A 20,376-nucleotide genomic window follows, 5' to 3' on the forward strand; every position below is an offset into this window, starting at 1 on the left:
CTGGACCGGAACTGTGGCTATGCCGGAGAGAGCTGGCGCGCAGCAGTCTCGGTCACAGGTGCCTCGATGAGATGGCAGGCCGCGAAGTTTGCGCTGCCGCGCACCGTCAGGCTGGGGTGCAAAGCTCCGCATTTTTCCATCGCACGAGGACAACGAGATTTGAAGGTGCAACCTGCTGGGATATTGATCGGGCTTGGCGGCTCGCCCTCGAGCAAGCAGTCTTCAGGCTGATACCGTCGCTCTTCAAGGGTGGGCATCGCACTGAGAAGAGCCATCGTGTAGGGATGACCGGGATCGAAGAACAGCCGCTCGTTATCGGCAAGCTCGAACAGCTCGCCGAGATACATGACCGCCACGCGGTTGCACACCTTCCGGACCATCGCCAGATCGTGGGAGATGTAGATGTAGGTCAGATTGTACTCGCGCTGCAGCCTTTGAAAGAGATCTAGCAGCTTGAACTGCTCAGTTTGATCCAGCGCCGAAAGGGTCTCGTCCATGATCAGGATTTCCGGCTCGAGCACGAGCGCACGGGCAACGTTGATACGTTGTCGTTGCCCCGCGCTGAGGCCGAGCGGCAGTTCTCCATAGAGGTCGGCCGGCAGCCCTACCTCACTCATGACTTTCAAAACACGCTCTCGAATTTTTGCTGCATCGCGCCATCCATGTGTGCGGAGAGGATTAGCAAGCATCTTGCCGATCGAGGTTCGAGGCGGAAGTGAGCCAAATGGATCTTGAAGGACCATCTGCAGCTTGTTCCGGAAGGAGAGAAGAGTCTTTCCCTTCAGCGCGCCGATATCTGTATCGCCGTGCAGCACCTGCCCCCCACTTGGCATTTCCAGCCGTGACAGGAGCCGCATGAGTGTGGACTTGCCGCAACCCGACTCGCCTACGATCGCAAAACTGTCGCCGCGTCTGATATCGAACGAGACGTTGCGCACAGCGCGAACCAAGTTGACGCCGCCGAAGCTGTTCTTCTTCTTAACCTTGTAGGTCTGCGACACATCGCGAAGGCTAAGCACGACTTCCTGCAGCTCACCGGGCGTCGTCGCCACGGCGCCGTCGACCCAGATTTTCGGGGTCTGCCCAACGAGCTCCTTCGTGTACGGATAAATCGGATGACTGATCAGCTTCTCGGTGGTCTGTTCCTCTACGATCCGGCCCGCTTCCATCACCAGAATGCGCGAACACGCCTCCCGTGCCACCGGCAGGGACGAAGAGACGAACAATACAGCCGTGTTGAAGCTGTCGGTCAATTCCTTCATCAGCCGGATGACCTGGGCGGCCACAGTGACATCGAGCGGCTGCGTGACATTGTCCGCGACGAGCAGCGCCGGATTGGTGATCAGCGCATCGACGATCAGAGCCCGCTGCATCATGCCGCCGGAAAATTGCGACGGATAGTCGTGGAAACGACTGCGTGCGGAAGGAATCCGGACCGCTTCCAACAGCTCGATCACCCGCTTTTCGGCATCCGCCCTTGATGTACCTGGAATAACGGCCCGCATCTTTTCAACGATTTGAGCCCCGACCGGAAGTGTAGGATCGAGAGCTCCCATCGGATCAGCCCCGACATAGGATACCCGACGCCGCAGGACGCGCATCTCGCCCTCGTTCATGGCATAGATATCGCGGCCCTCGATCAGGACCTCGCCCGAGGTTCGTATCAGAGGCGCTTCCAGCCAGTTCACCACTGCTTTCGAGAGGACGGTCTTGCCCGCCCCGCTCGCTCCGACGATGCCAACAATCTCGCGAGGCGCAAGCGATAGGGAAACATTGTTCAGAATGATCCGTGGTGCGCTGGCTCGCCCCACCGCGACGGTCAGATTTTTGAGTTCCAACAGGGACGACGTCGTCATTCCGCACCTCCATGAATGTTGTTGCGCGCGCGTTCGAGCGAAGCACCAACGAGGTTGATGCTGGTCAATGTCAGGCCCAGAAAAATCCCGGGCATCGTAGCGATCCACCAGGCGTTCAAGAGATACTTGCGGCCGTCGGCTATGATGTTGCCGAAGGTGGGTGTCGGCGGTTGGACGCCGAGTCCGAGGAAGCCAAGGACTGACTCAAAGATCATCATTCGCGCAATATCGAGCACGGATGTGAAAAGAACCGGCGGCAGGAGCAAGGGAGCGAGCAGAGAGAGGATGATGCGGACGTCTGTCGAACCACTCAGCTTCGCTGCCCGCACGTACTCCCGCTGGCGCTCCGTCATAACGATGCTGCGCATGATGCGGGCGTAGGTCGGCCAGCTCGATACGCCCAGAACGAGGATGATGGCTGGAATCGTCGGTCGGGAAACCCCGAGCACCGCAATTGCGAGGATGATCATGGGAATCGACAATTGTGCGTCTGTCAGACGCATGATGACGGTATCCGTCCGTCCGCCGAAATAGCCTGCGATTGTTCCAAGAGCACAGCCGATAAGCAGCGTCACGGCGACTGAGCTTACACCGATCAGGAAGGAGTACCGTAGGCCGACCAGCGACCGGACGAGCATGTCGCGACCGATCTGGTCGGTACCCAGCGGATGGATCCAGCTCCACTTGTCGCCGATGAACAGCGGGCCGAACAGACGTGCTTTCACGTCCATCTTCGTAGGATCGATACCACTCAGCTCCGGATAGGTCGCTGTTGCGACTGCAAGGAGGATGAATATTATCAGCCCGATCTTGAAACCGGGTGTCGCCGTCGCACGGCGGATGATGCGGCTCGCGACCGAACGCGACACTGCTTTTTGGGGAACGGGGGTGCTGGTTGAAGTCATGACGGCCATCAGTATTCGAGCCTCGGGTCGATGAGGGTTGCAACGAGATCAACTGCGATGTTGATCAGCACGAAGATCGCGCTGGTGACGATTGCAATGCCCTGAATGAGTGGAAAATCGCGCTGCAGCACCGCGTTGATGGTCAACAGGCCAAGACCTGGGTAGTCGAAGATGTACTCGACGATGATGACTCCGCCGAGGAGACCGGAGAACTGGACGCCAAGCAGGTTGAGCAGGGGTACAGAGGCGTTGCGAAGCACATGGTTGGCGATGATCCGTGTTCTGCTCAAGCCCCGGACACGGCCGACCAAAGCATAAGATTCCATCATCTGCGTTGACACTGAGGTCGCCAGCGTCCGGATCAGGACCGGAGACAATTCCACAGCGAGTACGATGGCCGGCAGGATCGTGTAGCTGAAACCACCATAGCCGATTGCCGGCAGCCAGCCGAGTTTCACCGAGAGCAACAGCGCCAGGACGATACCCAGCCAGAAGTTTGGCAGGGAGATAAATATCGAGGAGATGTAAAACGCCAGTTTGTCAGGCCAACGTCCAATCGCAAGGCCACCCGCGATACCGATGATCGACGAGAAAACGAGGGCAATGACCAGGGTGACGGCGGCCAACTGGAGCGTCATTGGAAGTGCGTCGACGATGAGATCGAGTACCTTTGCGCGTTCGCCACGCGTCGTGTCGTTAAAGGACGAGCCGCCCGTCGCTGCGCCATTCGCTGGGCGCACGAAAGACTGACCGAGATCGCCCCGGACCACACCACCCATATAGCGTCCGAACTGTACGATGATCGGGTCGCGTAGACCCATGTCCTTGGCGATCTTTTCGATCAACTCTTCGGGTGCCATGCCACCCGCCATCAGACGCACAGGATCGCCCGGAACGACACGCAGCAGGGTGAAGATCAGCAATGAAACGACGAAGATGATACCAACGCCCTGGATCAGCCGCCGCACTAGAAAACTCAACGCGAACATCAATCCGCTCCACTTCAAAAGTCGGGGAAGGCCGCACGCCACCTGGCGGCGTGCGGTTGTCGGGTCAGGCGGTCTGCGACGCGTCGATCGAGCCATCCGGATAGATGTAAATGCCCTCGAATTCCTTCTGCATGGCGTGGATCATGACGGAGGTGAAGAGCGAGAGGGCCGGCATCTTTGAGGCGATGAGCGGCATCGTCTCTGTCTGCAGGATCTTCTTGCGCTCTTCGAGCGTTGGGGCACTGCGCTCCTTGTCGAGGCTGGCATCAATCTCTTTGTCCTCGATGCCGCAGATACGGTGCGAGGTCGAGTAGAAGTGTGTGCGAAGGATCAGATCCGGCTCTGGCGAACCGGTCGACCAACCACAATCGACCATGTGGCCAGGGCCGCCGCCCGGACGATGGTACAACTGCTCGTTCCAGGCTGCGGGCTCTAGCACGGTCAGGCTGACGTTAAAGCCCTGATCGTTGAGCATCTGGGTGATGACTTCACCGTATTCCTTGGTCTTCGGGTAGAAGCCGACCGAGGTTATATACTCGAGCGGCGGCAATCCCTGGCCCTTGGGGAAGCCGGCTTCCGCCAGCAGTGCCTGGCACTTGTCTGGATCGAACTTCGGATAATTGTCGAGATCTTCGTAGCCGAACTTGACCGGCGAGACAAAATTGGATGACGCGTGGCCAGCGGCGCCGAGAAGTTCAAGCACCTGATCACGGTCGATCGCGTGGCAGGCAGCAAGACGTAGGCGGGGATCGTTGAAGGGCGCTTTGGAGCAACGAAACCAGAGATACTTGTTTTCGACCGAAACGACCGTATTGACATGGATATTGGGCTTATCCTTGATTGAATCGACCTGCTCGGGCTCGAGACGCTCGACGATCGATGCTTCACCGTTCATCAGCGACAGCATGCGGGTGGTGGAATCGCCGGTGAAGGTGAAGTTGATGCCAGGAATTGCTGGCTTGCCTTTGAAGTAGGTATCAGACGCTAGCATGACTGTCGTATTGCCGCGCTGTTCGACGAACTTGAACGGGCCGGTACCGTTCAGGCGCTGGGACAGAACGCCGCCGGAACCGCCTGCGATGTCCTTGGCGGACATAATCGGCAGGAATGCCGCGAGGAAGATGAAGAGATGGGCCGGATATCCACCCTTCGTTGTATCGACAATGACCGTATAATCGTCCGGCGTTGTGATCTCCAGTGTCTCGGTCGGACCAGGATACCATTGCGCTGGGCGATCCGCTCTGGAGCCGTACTCGAATGTCGCCTTGACGTCTTCTGCCTTGAATGGTTTGCCGTCATGGAAGATGATGCCCTGCCGGAGCTTGATCTGCAGCTTGTGCGGATCGAGAAGCTTGATCTCTGTGGCAAGCTCGTAGTTTGTTGCGCCCGGATCTTCGAGCTTCATCGGCGTCCGTGTCAGGAAGCCCATGACATAGCCCTCAATGTTCTTCTGCGACAAGGTCGTATGGGCCGTCGGATCCCAGTTGCCTGTGATGTTTTCAGCCGACAGGAAGGTCATCGTCTTCCTGGTCGCCGCGTAGGCTGACGAGATGAAGAAGTCCGGATTGATCTGTGTAAACCCGGCAACGGCCGCAGCGCCCGCGGCTCCCTGCAGAAAGCGGCGACGATTGATTTCTGAACACATGAAGTTCCCCTTCTTATAATTCACAAAACCGTCAAAACGGTCAAAACGGTCACAAGCAAACGTCGTGCCAGTTACAATTTCGCTGGTTTACAGTGAACTTTGTCCACAAAGATCTGTGGTTTCTGACCTGTTTGTGGCTTTCTGTCTAAGTTTTCGGCATAGACTGGATGCTTTAGCGCCAGGAGGACTTGCGGGGGCAATGCATCCGCGCGGATCCGGGCTCAGTGACCCATCATGAAACTCATCCCCTCACCTACCTGCAGCGTCCCCTTCCCGACAAAATGCTTGTCATCGTCGAACCGCCTTGCTCCGTCTCCGGCAGAAGGCTTGCTGTTGTGACGTATCGCTCGTTTCAGAGGCCGTCGAGGGAGTGCCACCGAAATCGCTGAGATCGTGGGGTTGTTGCTGTCCCCGATGTTTCCCGTTCAGAAGGGAGATCGATTACTTGGCGCAACACTTTTGTCTCTCGATGCGGTCGACAATGAAAATGAACCGCAGCTCGCTCTTGCCCTGTGACGCAATGAGCCCGGACGCATACGTCCTGCCAACCGGAAAACCCGTCAGTCAAAGACTGCCGCCGATCGTTTCGCTATGCGTCCGGGTCGACGTAAAGCATCCACAATTGATCTTTGCTTCACGGAGGCGCCAATTCCTGACACATTTGTGCGAAGGCGGTTCACGCCATCGTGGAAATCGCTTCGTGGATTGACCAGCATGGAGGAATGCAACATGCGCGCGCCGGCAGGTTCCGTTACAGGGCTTTGCTCTGCCTCTGCAACCATGTTCGCAGTGGGGATGGCGTTCCTGGGGTACTGGGGTGTTTATGAGCCCGGCCACTGGCGCGGCTCCGATTTTGTCGTCGTGATTTTGGCGCTCGTCGGATTTGCGGCGCTTGGCTCGGTACCCTGGATTGTGACGACCCCTGTTGCAGAAGAAGGCGAAGAGAAGGTCGTAGCCGCCAGGCGAGCATTGGCGGTGGGAGTAGCCTTGATCTGGCTGTCCGTTCTCATCGCAGTATTTGCCTAGCCTCGTCCCGGTATTGGTTAGGGTGACCAAGGTTCATAGGGCATCCATCGAGTTGACAGCTTTAGTGGCGTCATATCCGCGGCACGTCTGACCTGCCATGGAACTTTCATCCACCAGCGAGTAAAGCCCCCGGTTCTGATGAACCGCCCCAAGTTTCTGGACCAGCGGATGGTAGAGTTTTCCGGCCTATCTCAGAGAAGCGGGCTGGCGGCGCTTCCCGCATTCATCAGTGAGATCGGTACCTTGTTGCCGATCGCACCATGTGGCCGAAACTCATACAAGTCTCCACGCCAATCCTCCATCTTCAAGCGCGCGTCGTCAAGGCTCATGAACCAGTGAGCGTTCAGGCACTCAGCCCGGAACTTGCCGTTGAAACTCTCGATGTAGCTGTTGTCCGTCGGCTTGCCTGGGCGCGAGAAGTCGAGCACGACACCCTTGTGGTAGGCCCACAGATCAAGATCGCGAGACACGAACTCAGTCCCCTGATCGACACGGATCGTCTTCGGATAGCCAACCTGGCGGCACACCCGTTCGAGCGTCTGCACCACGTCTTCGCCGCGATAGCTGTGACGCGGATCAAGCACCGGCACATACCTCGAGAAGGTGTCGACCACCGTGAGCACCCGCAGCTTCTTACCGGTCGCGAGCTCGTCGTGAACGAAGTCCATCGCCCAGACATCATTCACTCCGACAGCCATTTGCCGATCTTCCCGAAGCTTTGCCTTCACCCGCCGCTTGGGGGTCTTGTTGCGCAACTGCAGACCCAAGTCTCTGTAAATTTGGTAGGTTCGCTTGATGTTGGTGCCCCAACCTTCGCGTTCCAACAATACGTGCACGCGACGCCTCTCGGTGATTGCTAGGCAATCACCTGACGGCCAGGGGATAGCCGTAACGCACACGGGTCTCACAGATCTCACGAATTTGACGTTCAAGACCGGCCTGATCGGCACGGCGAGAGGTGTAGTGGTAGGTCGAACGATCGAAGTTCAGCGCACCACAGGCGCGCCGGATCGAGATCGCCCAATCACGGCACATGCCTTTCACCACCTCTCGCTTGCGAGCAGGCCCTAAAGCTTTCGCCGAATAACATCCTGCAACATCTCACGGTCCAACGTCAGGTCCGCAACGATCCTCTTCAGTCGAGCGTTCTCGTCCTCGAGTTGCTTCAGCTTCTTCATCTCCGGCGGCAACATGCCCGCATATTTTTTCTTCCAGTTGAAATAGGTCGCCTGGCTAATTCCCGCCTTGCGGCAAATCTCCGCCACCGGCACACCTTCATCACCCTGCTTCAAAATGAACGCCTTCTGTGCGTCCGAAAACTGTGATGCCTTTATCGTCTTCCGTTCCTTTCCCAGCCAGGAAAAATCACCGGAAAACTCTAACCAAAACTGGTCCAGTTTGAAGGGTTCAGATCACGAGCATTGCGGTAAATCGGTTTTGGCGACGCAATGGCACATAAAATCAAAATTGCTATTTTCGCGGCGACAAAATTAACTCGGTCCCGGAAATGAAACCAATAAGGGGACCACAATGAGTATGAAACTTTCATTGATCGGCGCAGGCACCGCGATTGCCTTGTTGCTTTCGAGCGAGGCTTTTGCACAGACGGCCGAGGTCATGCACTACTGGACGAGTGGCAGCGAAGCAGCGGCGATCAAGGTCATTGCCGACGACGTCACAAAGAAGGGCGGAACCTGGAAGGACAGCCCAGTCACGGGCTATGAAGCCGCCCGCGCCGCTGTTCTCAGCCGCCTTGCTGGCGGCGACGCACCGACCTCGATGGTCGTGGACCTTGGCGAGATCAAGCCGCTGGTGGAACAGGGTATTCTTGCGCCGATCGATGACATCGCCTCCACCAAGGGCTGGCAGACATTCTTGCCCAAGCTCGTGGTCGATAAGGCGAGCGTCGACGGTCACCTCTATGCCGTTCCGATCGATATCGGCACCGCCAACTGGATGTGGTACTCGACCAAGGTGCTGAGCGATGTCGGCGTCAAGCCGCCGGCAACCTGGGACGAGTTCTTTGCCGCGGCGGACAAGATCAAGGCCAAGGGCTATGTTCCACTCGCTTTCGGCGGCCAGGCTTGGCAGGAGGCGCTCGTCTTCCGGTCAATCATGATCGCAACCGGCGGCAACAAGTTTTACACGGACGTCTACACCAAGCACGACGTTGATGTCGCCGGTGGCCCGCTCATGGTGAAGTCTTTCGAGACCTTCGGCAAGCTGCGCGGCTACGTCGACGACGGCAACACCAACCGTAACTGGAACGATGCCACCAATATGGTTATTACCGGCAAGGCCGCGATGCAGATCATGGGCGACTGGGCCAAGGGCGAATTCCAGGCTGCCCACATGACGCCCGGTAAGGAATATGGCTGCGAGCTGGCGCCGGGCACGAACGGTGTGTTGAACATCGTCTCCGATACCTTCGTCTTCCCGGTTGGCGACAAGCCTGAACAGATCGCGGCCCGCAAGCTGCTGGTCGACGTGATGATCGCACCCGAAACCCAGCTTGCTTTCAACGCAGTTAAGGGCGCGCTGCCGCCCCGCATCGACGTGAACCTCGCCAACGCCGACATGTGCACGCAGAAGGCTGCGGGGCTGCTCAAAGACCCGAACGCACTCGCTCCGAACGCTGAATTATCCTTCACCAGTGAAACAGTCGGTGCCATCAAGGATCTCGTAACCCAATTCTGGAGCAACCCGTCGATGACGCCTGCCGATGCCGCCAAGCAATATGCCGACATCGTTGCACGAAACTAAGTCCTGCCGTCAGGTGTTTGCTGCTCCGGCATCGCTGCCGGGGCAGTTTCGTAATTGGTTGCGATATCGACGAACGGGGCAAGCAATGTTTAAAAAGAATCTGGCGGCCAAGCTGACGCTTGTGCCCAGTGCGGTAGTCATCGCCGTATGCTTTTACGGCACGATCCTCTGGACATTTTATATTTCGCTCACGCATTCGACGATGCTGCCGAACTACAAGTTCTACGGGTTCAGTCAGTATGCGACGCTGCTGTCCATGCCACGCTGGCACACGGCCTTCGCCAACATGCTGATCTTCGGCAGCCTGTTCATCGCCGGCTCACTCATCATCGGTACGACGCTGGCAGCACTGCTCGATCGAAACGTCAAAGCCGAGGGACTTTTCCGCGTCTTCTTCCTTTATCCGCTTTCCATGTCCTTCGTCGTGACCGGCCTTGCCTGGCAATGGCTACTGAACCCGACAACCGGCGTTGAAGCACTCGTACGCGGCTTTGGCTGGGAAAGCTTCCAGTTCAATTGGCTGGCAAGCCCAGAAAAGGCGATCTACGCCGTTTCGATCGCCGCGATCTGGCAGTCCTCTGGCCTTGTCATGGCCATCATGCTCGCCGGCCTTCGCGGCGTCGACAGCGACATCTGGCGGGCCGCAAAGATCGACGGCATTCCCGTCTGGCGATCCTACATAAGCATCGTGCTGCCCATGCTTCGTCCACTGATCCTCACCTGCGTCATCCTGCTGGCAACCGCCGTGGTCAAAAGCTATGACCTCGTCGTCGCCATGACGGGCGGCGGGCCCGGCATCAGCACCGATGTGCCCGGAAAGTTCGTCGTCGATCTGCTGTTCCAGCGGGCCAACATCAGCACGGCGGCAGCCGCGGCGATCCTGATGTTACTGTCCGTCATCTGCGCCCTTTCTCCCTATGTCTATATCGAGCTCAAGAGGCAGAAGCGATGACTGTGCCCCCTCTCGTCCAATCCGGCGCTTCGGTAGTCCATGTGTCTCGCGCAAGCAAAACAAAGCCCGGCCGTGTCCTTCTCTATGTCGTCCTTTCGCTCGCGCTGGTCTATTACGCGATCCCATTGCTGCTGGTGATCTCCACATCACTGAAGACGGCTGACGAACTGCGCACCGGCAACATCTTCACCCTGCCCCAAAGCCTGAATTTCGATGCCTGGACGAAGGCATGGCTGACGGCCTGCACGGGTATCCAGTGTAACGGCATTCACGGGAATTTCTGGAACTCCGTCGAAATTGTCGTGCCCAGTGTGATTTTCTCGATCCTGTTCGGCGCGCTTACCGGTTTTGCGCTGTCGCAATGGCAGTCGAAACTGAGCCGCCTCATCCTGCTGTCGCTGATGCTCGGCGCCTTCATTCCCTACCAGGTCATTCTCTATCCGCTGGTCCGGATCTTCAGCACCGTCGGCCTTTACGGCACGCTGCCGGGGATCATCCTGATCCACATCATCTTCGGCCTGCCCTACATGACGCTGCTGTTCTTCAATTTTTACCAGGGTGTGCCGCCGGAGCTTTCGAAGGCGGCGAAGATGGATGGCGCCGGCTTCTTCACGATCTTCTTCGAGATCATGCTGCCGATGTCGGTCAATGTCCTCGTCGTCGCCATCATCATGCAGGCGACCGGCATCTGGAACGACTTTCTGCTGGGTCTGATCTTCGCCGGGCGGGATCACCTGCCGATCACGGTACAGCTCAACAATATCGTCAATACAACAACTGGCGTCAAAGAATACAATGTGAACATGGCCGCGACATTCCTCACCGCGCTGCCGCCGCTTCTCATCTACATTCTTTCCGGACGCTATTTTGCGCGCGGCCTCGCCGCCGGCGCGGTGAAGGGCTGATGCAATGACACAGATCTCCGTTATCAACGCAAACAAGTCCTTCGGGCAGCAGCATATCCTCCGCGATATCAACCTGTCGGTTGCCAGCGGTGAATTCATCGTCCTGCTTGGTTCTTCGGGCTGCGGAAAGTCGACGCTGCTCAACGTCATCGCCGGCCTTGAAGATCCCGACACAGGCAAGATCATCGCCGGCGACCGGGATGTGACCAACGTCGATTCCAGCCGGCGCAACATGTCGATGGTCTTCCAGTCCTATGCGCTCTACCCGACGATGACCGTTCGCAAGAACCTCGGCTTCGGGCTGCGCGTCAACAAGGTTGCAAAGGCCGAAATTGCCAAGCGTGTCGAATGGGCGGCCAACCTGCTCCAGCTGACGCCCCTTCTCGACCGCCGCCCCTCGCAGCTCTCCGGTGGGCAACGCCAGCGCGTCGCCATCGGCCGGGCGCTCGTACGCCGTAGCCCGATCTGCCTTTTCGACGAGCCGCTTTCAAACCTCGACGCGAAGCTGCGCACCGAAATGCGGCTGGAGATCAAGAAGCTGCACCAGGAGTTGCACAGCACCATCGTCTACGTCACCCACGACCAGATCGAGGCCATGACACTAGCCACCCGCGTTGCTGTCATGAAAAGCGGCAAGATCGAACAGTACGCGTCGCCGGACGAGCTCTACGAGAAGCCCGAAACCCTGTTCGTCGCCGGATTCGTCGGATCGCCCAGCATGAACCTGATATCGTCCCGCGTGAAGATCGAGGATGGCGAGCCTATGGCTGCCTTCGGCGATTACCAGTTGCCCATCGATGCATATCCGTTCCGTCAACCTGCCGTCGATGGCCAGGAGATAGTGATCGGCTTCCGGCCGGAAGACATCCAGCTTGCCGACGATCGGACGACGCTGCCGACGCTCTTCGCGCCGATTACCTTTATCGAGCCCATGGGCGCCGATACGCTGGTCTGGTTCGCGCTGGGAGAACAGAAGTTGTCGGTCCGCCTTCCCGCGGCCAAGGCCCGCGGCCTGTCCGGAGAAGTCCGCCTGGCCTTCAATCCCACCATCGCCTCCATCTTCTCGAAGGAAAGCGAGCAGCGCCTGTAGGGCGCAGTCGCAGCCGTCGCCGGATGCGGCGGCGGCCGCTCGACACCTAGCAGAGTTCGCCGATCAGACGATCCATCATGGCGTCGCAGCGCTGCAATTCCGCTTCCTCGATATATTCGTCCGGCTGGTGGCCTTGATCCATGTTGCCAGGACCGATCACCACCGTATCAAGCCCGAGCCTCGAGGCGAACAGCCCGGCCTCCGCTCCGAACGAGACCTTTGTCAATGGTGCCTTGCCGAGCAAACGCCCTGCGAAAGCTGCTGCGGCGCTCGCGGCTGAGGTGGCGAGACCCGGATAGGCGTTGCAAACCTCGATTTCAGTCAAGGAGCCGACAGAGGCGCGGATGCGTCCCAGGATATCTTCGACATCGTCCTCCGCCAGGTGGCGAATCTCGAAATCGACCGAGGCGCGCTCTGCTACGATATTGAGAACTTCGCCGCCGGCGATCTTGCCGGCATGAACCGTCGTGTAAGGGATGTCATAGTCCGCATCTCGGAACCCCACGCTGGCGATCTCGTCCTGCACCCTGCGCAGGACGCCGACGAAATCGCAGGCCAGATGGATAGCATTGACGAAACGCGGGGCGAGCGAGGAATGGCCTGCCTCCCCGCTGAAACGCGCCTGGGCCGCCAATTTGCCTTTATGACCCAGGGCGATCGACATGGATGTCGGCTCTCCGACAATGCAAAGCGAAGCCTTGAACTGTTCCTTAGCCAGGACATCGATCAGCGAGCGCACGCCGACGCAGCCGATCTCCTCGTCATGCGAAAAGGCGAAATTCAATGGCCGCTTCAATAACTTGCCATCGATGCGGTCGGCAGCGGATAGCGCGCTTGCAAGAAACCCCTTCATGTCCGTCGAGCCACGGCCATGAAGACGAGAGCCGCGGCGCGTCAGCCGAAATGGGTCGGAGGTCCAGGCCTGCATTGCGACCGGCACCACATCGGTGTGGCCGGAAAGGACAATGCCGTCATCCCGCCGGGGGCCGATGCTGGCAAACAGGTTCGCCTTTTTGCCAGTCTGGTCAGCAACCAGCCGGCACTCGAAACCGCGGTCGCGGAGATAGGTTTGGACAAAATCGATCAGCGGTAGGTTGCTGTCGGCGCTGACGGTGGAGAAGGCGACAAGACGATCAAGCAGGTCAAGCGTATTCAAGAAATGATACTCCCAAAACGGGCGAAGGCCCGCATTGCAGCGAGCCTCCATTATTCTCTGTCTTTGACGGCCCTCAGCGGGCTATCGTCTCTTCATCAGCCATAGTCTGGTTGATATCGGCAAGCAGTGCCGCGATATCACCCTTCGGGAAGGCTTGGCGGAAGCGCCGGTCGAAAGTCGTAAACATGCCGAAGAACGAGTTGGCGCAATGTTCGAGCATCCGGTCCGCCTCACCCTCGTCGATCGACAGGTGCTTCTGAAGGAATTGATTGAACTTGGCTCGTGCGATCGGATTGGCGAGAATAAAGACGGGCTGCGTGTCCCACTTCACTTCGCGGTGGCGCGAGGCGCGCGAACGGATTTGCAGTGGCGCTGCCAGACGAATGTCGCGCGAGGACGAACCTATTTCGATCTGCACGGCATCATCATCGAGGATCCAGCGACGCTTGCCAGAATCAAAGAGCGCGAAATCCGCGGCAGGGATCGTGAGTGACACGCGCTTCGATTCGCCCGGCGCCAGATGCACCTTGGCAAAGGACTTTAGTTCGCGCTTCGGGCGCTGCAGCCGCGGCTTGCCGTAGCTTACGTAGAGCTGGGCGGCTTCCTTGCCGGCAACGGCACCGGTGTTGGAAACGGTGAAGCTCGCGACCACCTCTTCGCCGACATTCAGCGTCGAGCGATCCAGCTTCAGATCGGAATAGGCGAAGCTCGTGTAACTCAGGCCGAAGCCGAAGGGGTATTGCGGCTCGATCTCGCGCGCATCGTACCAGCGATATCCGACATGGATGCCTTCGCTGTAGTAATGGCGACCATTCTCGCCGGGGTAGCTGAGATAGGAAGGCATATCCTGCATGCGCTTCGGGAAGGTTGTCGTCAGCTTGCCGGAGGGATTGGCGACCCCGAAGAGAATGTCGGCGATGCCACCGCCGGTCGCCTGGCCGGAGAAGAACATCTCGACGATCGCCTTCACTTCCGGAACCCACGGCATGACGACTGCGTCAGGGCTGGCGATGGCAACGACGACATTCGGATTAACGGCTGCAACGGCGCTGACGAGCGCATCGTGACCCGGTGCGAGGTCGAGCGTCGTACGGTCAGACCCCTCGCCGTCGTAACCATTCTCCGTGCAAACAAAGATGACGACCACGTCGGTGCCCCGCGCGCCCTCGACAGCCTCGGCAATGAGTGCAGCGCGCTCACTCTCGACTTCGCTGGTACCACGATACTGATCGACCTTGATGGTGTCGCCAGCCAACTTGACGATCTCGTCGATCGGCACATCCACGAGCGTTGGCGTCGTGGTCGCGCAGCCCGAGCCCTGAATGACCGGAACGCCGGCGCCTTCGCCGATGACGACCATGCGCTTGACCTTGCCGGGTGTGATCGGCAGCAATTGATCATCGTTCTTCAGGAGAACCATGGATTCGCCTGCCATGCGGCGGGCGAGCTTATGATGGGCATCGCGGTCGAACACGATGTCGCGTCGCTCGCCGAGCTTGCCGGCACGTACCAGCGCCAGAACGCGAACACAGGCCTCGTCCACGACGACCATATCGACCTTTCCGGCTTCGATGGCTTCAAGCAGGTCGCTTTTGCGGGTTTCGCTTTCCGGCATGTCGAGATCGTTGCCGGCTGTGAGCGAGGCAGGGCGATCCTTGATGCCGTGCCAGTCGGACACGACGAGGCCTTCATAGCCCCATTCCTCGCGCAACACCTTGGTCAGCAGCCAGTGATCCTCTGCCGCTTGCACACCGTTCAGCCGGTTGTAAGAGCTCATGACAGTCCACGGCTTGCTCTTTTCGATCGCGCGCTGGAAGCCCTTAAGATAGATTTCCCTCAGCGCACGCTCGTCGACGACAGAGTCCATCGAGGTCCGCTCGACTTCGGAGTTGTTACAGGCGAAATGCTTGAGCGATGCGCCCACTCCATTTTCCTGCAGACCGTTGATGACGCCTGCGGCGAAGTCGCCGCTGATGACGGGATCCTCGCCGTAATACTCATAGGAGCGGCCGCCCAGTGGCGTACGGCGAATGTTGATGCCGGGCCCGAGGAGCAGGTGCACTCCGAATTCCTGGCATTCCATCGCCAGCGCGGTGCCGAGTTCATGGGCAAGATCGACATCCCAGGAGCAACCGAGGCTGGAACCGTTCGGGAAGCAGGTCGCCTGCTTCATCGCACCCCAGGCTACCTCGACATGGCTTGCCCGCTGGCCGACGACATTGAGGAAGGCAGAGAAGTCGACGCCACCGGCCTGGTCGTTGTCGATCTGGTGGATGGAATAGCGTACGCCGTAGGTGCCATCGGTCATCACCATGTTCGGGATTCCTAGGCGCTCTATGGCCTTGGTCTTCCACATCCGGTGCCCTGCCAGAAGGGCGACCTTCTCCTCATTCGTCATTTCCGCGATGAGCGCCGCGAAGTCGCCGTTCATAAGCTTGTCTGAATTCACGTCATGTCTCCAAAATGCCTTATGCCGGTGTCTATGCCGAACGGGCCGTCTTGGCCGTTCGATAACAGACCACGGCCAGGTATGGGTTGCATTGAGTAATCATGGCATTCACCCAACCGCAGAGAAATAATGCATTTCCGAGGCGACGCTTCGTCAAAAGCTTGGTAGATCCTGTCATCGAGCCTTGGCATAAGATGCTGCTGGTGGATGTCACTTCTGAAATTACGCCGTGCCTCTATAGCTTGCGCCGCTCCATAATAGGCGCGACCATTCCTGGAATGTAGGAATCCGACACAAATGACTTGCAGTGTTGCTCGAACATCTCGATGAGCCGTGGCCTGCGATTCTGCTTCAGCGTTAGGACGCCGATGACCATGGGTTTTTGGTTACCGGAAATTGGGACGCGCACGACGGTCCGACCATCCATAGCCAGTTGCGACCGCGGCCTAACATTGGCGATTGTGTAGCCGTAGCCATTGGCCACCATGGTGCGGATGACATCCTGATACGCAGAGCGCATTATGATCGTCGGCTCCACGCCCGATTTTGCAAACAGGCCAAGGAAATATTCACGGCTGATGGGCAGATCCAGCAAAATGAGTGGCTCGCTGGCCAATTCGTCTAAACTGATAGAGGAATAGTGTGCGAAGCGATGGGATTCGCCAATGAGGATATGCGGCGGCAGCGTTGCGAGTGGCGCAAACTCGAAGTCGTCCGTGATAAGAAGGTCATAGCTGATCGCAACATCGATTTCGGCGCGCTGCAGCTTTTGCAGCAGCTCCTCATGGTCGCTAACGGTCTGGATGATGCGGGTTTCTGGGAACGCCGAGGTGAAGGAGTGCGAAAGCTCTGGCATGATCATCGAGGCCAGCGTGACCATGCATCCGAGCGAAAGCTGGCCGCGAATCTTCTCATTGACCTCGGAAGCGACGGTGTAGATATTTTCGGCCTGCTCGACCAGTTGCTTGGCCTCTGCCAGCATCAGGCGGCCGGCAGGCGTCAGCGAAAGGCCCTTCGCATGATGGCGTACGAAGAGCTGTGTCTGCAGCTCTGTTTCCAGATGAGTGATGGCCGTCGAAATCGACGGTTGGGAGATATTCAGTCGCTCGGATGCGAGCGTGATGCTTCCTGTCTCCGCAGTCGCAATGAAATATTCGATCTGGCGGAGCGTGTATCTCATTGCCTTTTTATATCTCTGCTACCTGAAAGAACAAGCAGCGGGCGACGTATTATTCATCGCCCGGCACCCCGAAGGATGGGGCCGCGTTGGGGTCGAGAGCGCGCCTGACGTAGTCTTCCATCTGGGGCTCATAGACGGCCCAGAGATCCTGGAGAGCCCGTATCGGCTGCTCATGCCAATCGACGCGGAGATCGGCAATCGGCCAGGCCACGTTGCGAACGACCTTGAGCCCTGCCGAGCGGACGGGCCCCGCCTCACCGCCTGCATCGAGGCCGGCGGCGAGGGCCTTCAGCAGCCTCGAAGGAAGGTCCCCGACGGATGCCTCGAACGCGGCGACCATACGCTGCGGGACATCGGTATTGGAAAGAAGATTGCCGGCGGCGATACAACCCTCGCCCTTTGCCATCGCATGGATACCGAGCGTGCGCTCGCCGGAGTGACCGGCGACGTGTCCGCGTGCATCGACGATTGCCAGTTGCCTGTAGGCGGCAAACGGGGTCGATGCCACCAGCCGGCCAAGTGCCTCTTCCGCCGTCGCCCCCATTCCGAGCATCTCCAGGCCCGAAATTCCAAGGCCGGGATCCGTGATGTTCTGGCTGGCCACCACCCCCGCGCCTGCTCGGGCATGCGAACAGCGTGCGGCGACTGCCGGAGAGGAGGAGGAGATGGCGATACCGAACATGCCGGTCTCGGCGCAGCGGGCGGCGATGGAAAAGGTCATGGTCTCATGGCACCTTATTCGGGAATCACGGCGATGGCGTCGACTTCCACCAGCCACTCGGGCCGGGCAAGCGCGGAGACCACAATACCCGTCGAAACCGGGAAGACGCCCTTCAGCCACTTGCCAACGACGCAGTAGACGGCCTCACGATAGCGCGGATCCACGATGTAGATCGTGATCTTGCAGACGTGATCAAGGGACGAGCCGGCTTCATCGAGAAGCATCTTGATATTGGCCATAGCCTGTTCAGTCTGGCCGGTGACATCGCCGATGGCAACGCTGGCGGAAGTGTCGAGATCCTGGCCGATCTGGCCACGCACGAACACCATCGTGCCCTTGGCAACGACAGTCTGGCAAAGGTCGTTATCCAGCTTCTGTTCCGGATACGTATCCTTGGTATTGAACTTGCGGATGCGGGTATGGGCCATGTCGAATTCCTTGAATTGGGGGATCTGTATTGATGGACTCCGGGGGCTGGCCTCAGCCAACCTTCTGACTCGAAGGCCGGTATTCGTGATACTTGCGCTGTGTCGAGATACGGTCGGCAAGATACTTCGCGTCATGCCAGACGCCCCAGATGAAGCTCGAGCCGCGGCGCGACTGCCAAGGCAGGCCGAGAAAGTATATGCCGCGCTCAGCCGATACACCGCGCTGGTGCTTCGGACGGCCACGCTCGTCGAAGACATCTAGCTTCAGCCAGCTGTAATCAGAGGAAAAGCCAGTTGCCCAGATGATCGTCGTGATGCCGGCCTGAGCCAGGTCGAGATTAAGGATCGGGTTCGCGACGCAATCCGGCTGCGGCTCAATACGGCGCGCTTCCGGATCCTCCGGCAGGTCGAGGCCGTTTCTTGCCACGTAGGCATCCGCCTCATCAAGCAGCGCCATGTAATTGGCATCGCCACGATCCAGATTCATGGCAAGATCGTCGGAGAAGCTGAGGCTCGTTCCGTTGAAGCTCGTTGTACGGCCGAGCAGGGTCATGCCCTTTCCGGCGAGACGGCGAAAATCGATCGTATAGCCCCCCCGCGCGCCACTGACGGCGATCGTCACATGCTCCGTGTCCGGACCGGGCGTTTCCATGTCCCATTTCCCTAGAACGCCGAGCCACCAGCAGAAATCACGACCGCGGTAGGCCCGCGGCGGACGCTCATGCGGGCCGACGGAGAGATAGACCTTGCGGCCGGAAAGCATAAGCTCCTCCGCAATCTGGGTTCCGGAAGAACCGGCGCCGATGACGAGAACGGCTCCCTCGGCGGTCTGCCCTGGATTGCGGTACTTGGTCGAATGCATCTGGGTGATGCCGGGCGCATTCTCGATCAAGTCGGGAATGACAGGCACCTGGAAAGCGCCCGTCGCTGCAACGACGTTCTGCGCCTCAATTATGCCTTCCGAGGTTTTTATCCGGAAGCCGGGGCGGCCGACGTGCCGCTCGACACTCTTTACCTCGACGCCACAGCGGATGGGCGCATCGATCTGGCGCGCATAGGCCTCGAAATAGTCGGCAACGGCTTCCTTAGTAGGAAAGTCGTCCGGGTCGAGGTCCGGGAACTCCATTCCGGGGAAACGATCGTGCCACGCAGGGCCATTGGCAACGAGCGAGTCCCATCGCTCGGAACGCCAGCGCTCGGCGATACGGCTTCGCTCAACGACGAGGTGGGACACTCCGGCCTTGCCCAGGTGCTCGCTCATTGCAATGCCGGCTTGACCGGCGCCAACCACCAGAGTGTCCACGGTTTCAACTGACATTGCTTGCGTCCTTTTCCCATCAGGGCTGTGTGCGGGTCGTGACTTCGGGTGTAATTCACACTTCCGGCAGGGAAAATTACGTTTTTAGTTTGCGTTGATTAGGCTGCCGCTAAGCTGTTGAATTTGGATGGGGCTCCAGCGGATCAGGCCACTCTATGTAAGATCGTCGTCTAATAACGAGATTTGCAAGCGCCTTTTAGGTGCGGGAGATCGGTCGCCGCATATGGTGCTTCGCGGGAGAGACCTTCCAATGTATGTCTCGCACGCTGCGAGCAAACTCGCGGTGCAATCGTCTTAGCGGACGATGACGCAACGAGGCATCTCGAGTTCGACAATGAGCGCAATGTGTCGTCGGCCTTGGGGGATTTCGGCATAACCCAAATCATCATTGCCCACCGCCCGGAAACCATCACCAAGGCAGGCCGCGTTGTCTATATTCGTGAAATCAACAGACCTAATCTATAGATAGCTCGCAAATAGTGGGTAAAGAGCTATCCCACGGCCTTTGACGCTTGTTGCGAAGATCGTTAACCTGACCTTGACTGGCATTTTACTCTTATGCGTCGGCGAAGAGACCGCATAGTGACCGGTTCCGGAGCTCGCTTCCACCTTCTGCGCGCATATTGCAGTAAGCGTGATGTGTGCTCTTGATGTTGGAGTGGACGGCCCCTGAACGGCATCGAAATGTGCCAGAATGAGCTGTTTAGATCTCAATCGAAGGGGCCGCCCATGGACAAGATTATTCGTATTGGCATGGATACGTCAAAGCATGTTTTTCAGTTGCATGGCGTAAATGCTGCAGACAAGCCGGTCTTGCGTAAGAAAATGCGCCGCAAGGAGATGATCGACTTCTTCACGACCTGCCCGCCAACCTTGGTCGCGATCGAGGCCTGTGGTGGTTCGCATCATTGGGCGCGCTTACTCACCTCATTTGGACATGAGGTAAAAATGATCGCGCCACAACTCGCCAAGCCATATGTCAAGTCAAGCGGA

The 20,376-nt window shown here is 58.5% G+C and carries 15 protein-coding genes and 2 pseudogenes; 6 read left to right on the forward strand and 11 right to left on the reverse strand.

What is annotated here, in order from left to right:
- Window positions 1-17: 17 nt before the first annotated feature.
- The 4 genes from RRH01S_RS31545 to RRH01S_RS31560 form a co-directional block, all read right to left on the reverse strand.
- Window positions 18-1,856 carry an ABC transporter ATP-binding protein gene (locus RRH01S_RS31545; RefSeq protein ID WP_015918032.1) on the reverse strand — a complete coding sequence of 613 codons (1,839 nt, stop codon included), beginning with the start codon at window positions 1,854-1,856 and terminating at the stop codon, window positions 18-20.
- On the reverse strand, window positions 1,853-2,770 hold the full coding sequence (locus tag RRH01S_RS31550) for an ABC transporter permease (protein WP_034515864.1): 918 nt from the start codon (window positions 2,768-2,770) through the stop codon (window positions 1,853-1,855). The genes RRH01S_RS31545 and RRH01S_RS31550 overlap by 4 nt, the downstream gene beginning before the upstream one ends.
- Window positions 2,770-3,750: an ABC transporter permease gene (locus tag RRH01S_RS31555; RefSeq protein ID WP_015918034.1), complete on the reverse strand. Its 981-nt coding sequence runs from the start codon at window positions 3,748-3,750 to the stop codon at window positions 2,770-2,772. Before RRH01S_RS31555 ends, RRH01S_RS31550 begins: the two co-directional genes overlap by 1 nt.
- 64 nt (window positions 3,751-3,814) lie before the next feature.
- Complete coding sequence (locus RRH01S_RS31560; RefSeq protein ID WP_034515863.1) at window positions 3,815-5,395, reverse strand: ABC transporter substrate-binding protein; 1,581 nt, start codon at window positions 5,393-5,395, stop codon at window positions 3,815-3,817.
- Between the two features lie 729 nt (window positions 5,396-6,124).
- Here RRH01S_RS31560 and RRH01S_RS31565 point away from each other — a divergent pair.
- A complete protein-coding gene (locus RRH01S_RS31565) occupies window positions 6,125-6,421 on the forward strand; it encodes a hypothetical protein (protein WP_007689557.1) in 297 nt (98 codons plus the stop codon).
- 191 nt (window positions 6,422-6,612) lie between these two features.
- On the opposite strand, the pseudogene RRH01S_RS31570 reads toward RRH01S_RS31565, so the two are convergent.
- Window positions 6,613-7,755, reverse strand: a pseudogene (locus RRH01S_RS31570) (IS3 family transposase).
- Window positions 7,756-7,951: 196 nt separating this feature from the next.
- On the opposite strand from RRH01S_RS31570, the gene RRH01S_RS31580 reads away from it, so the two are divergent.
- The 4 genes from RRH01S_RS31580 (at window position 7,952) to RRH01S_RS31595 (ending at window position 12,131) form a co-directional block, all read left to right on the forward strand.
- Window positions 7,952-9,184 (forward strand): ABC transporter substrate-binding protein, encoded by a 1,233-nt coding sequence (locus RRH01S_RS31580; RefSeq protein ID WP_034515861.1) that lies wholly within the window; start codon window positions 7,952-7,954, stop codon window positions 9,182-9,184.
- Between the two features lie 85 nt (window positions 9,185-9,269).
- Window positions 9,270-10,136, forward strand: a complete 867-nt coding sequence (locus tag RRH01S_RS31585; RefSeq protein WP_007689622.1) for a carbohydrate ABC transporter permease — start codon at window positions 9,270-9,272, stop codon at window positions 10,134-10,136.
- The gene (locus RRH01S_RS31590) at window positions 10,133-11,041 is read left to right on the forward strand and encodes a carbohydrate ABC transporter permease (RefSeq protein WP_042477296.1); all 909 of its coding nucleotides are present in this window, start codon (window positions 10,133-10,135) and stop codon (window positions 11,039-11,041) included. The genes RRH01S_RS31585 and RRH01S_RS31590 overlap by 4 nt, the downstream gene beginning before the upstream one ends.
- 4 nt (window positions 11,042-11,045) lie before the next feature.
- Window positions 11,046-12,131, forward strand: a complete 1,086-nt coding sequence (locus RRH01S_RS31595) for an ABC transporter ATP-binding protein (protein ID WP_007689618.1) — start codon at window positions 11,046-11,048, stop codon at window positions 12,129-12,131.
- A gap of 46 nt (window positions 12,132-12,177) precedes the next feature.
- On the opposite strand, the gene argE is transcribed toward RRH01S_RS31595, so the two are convergent.
- The 6 genes from argE to RRH01S_RS31625 form a co-directional block, all read right to left on the reverse strand.
- Window positions 12,178-13,287 carry an acetylornithine deacetylase gene (argE, locus tag RRH01S_RS31600; protein ID WP_042477313.1) on the reverse strand — a complete coding sequence of 370 codons (1,110 nt, stop codon included), beginning with the start codon at window positions 13,285-13,287 and terminating at the stop codon, window positions 12,178-12,180.
- Window positions 13,288-13,360: 73 nt separating this feature from the next.
- Window positions 13,361-15,718, reverse strand: a complete 2,358-nt coding sequence (locus RRH01S_RS31605; RefSeq protein ID WP_042477298.1) for a beta-glucosidase family protein — start codon at window positions 15,716-15,718, stop codon at window positions 13,361-13,363.
- 253 nt (window positions 15,719-15,971) lie between these two features.
- Complete coding sequence (locus tag RRH01S_RS31610) at window positions 15,972-16,916, reverse strand: LysR family transcriptional regulator (protein ID WP_007689606.1); 945 nt, start codon at window positions 16,914-16,916, stop codon at window positions 15,972-15,974.
- A 49-nt stretch (window positions 16,917-16,965) separates the two neighbouring features.
- A complete protein-coding gene (locus RRH01S_RS31615; RefSeq protein ID WP_007689604.1) occupies window positions 16,966-17,637 on the reverse strand; it encodes a DUF1028 domain-containing protein in 672 nt (223 codons plus the stop codon).
- Between the two features lie 14 nt (window positions 17,638-17,651).
- Window positions 17,652-18,065: a RidA family protein gene (locus RRH01S_RS31620; RefSeq protein ID WP_007689603.1), complete on the reverse strand. Its 414-nt coding sequence runs from the start codon at window positions 18,063-18,065 to the stop codon at window positions 17,652-17,654.
- Window positions 18,066-18,117: 52 nt separating this feature from the next.
- Window positions 18,118-19,383 (reverse strand): flavin-containing monooxygenase, encoded by a 1,266-nt coding sequence (locus RRH01S_RS31625; RefSeq protein WP_042477300.1) that lies wholly within the window; start codon window positions 19,381-19,383, stop codon window positions 18,118-18,120.
- Between the two features lie 729 nt (window positions 19,384-20,112).
- Between RRH01S_RS31625 and RRH01S_RS31630 the strand changes: the two are divergent.
- Window positions 20,113-20,376, forward strand: a pseudogene (locus RRH01S_RS31630) (IS110 family transposase); the annotation flags it as partial.

This window comes from Rhizobium rhizogenes NBRC 13257 (assembly GCF_000696095.1).
GTDB classification, from domain to species: domain Bacteria; phylum Pseudomonadota; class Alphaproteobacteria; order Rhizobiales; family Rhizobiaceae; genus Rhizobium; species Rhizobium rhizogenes.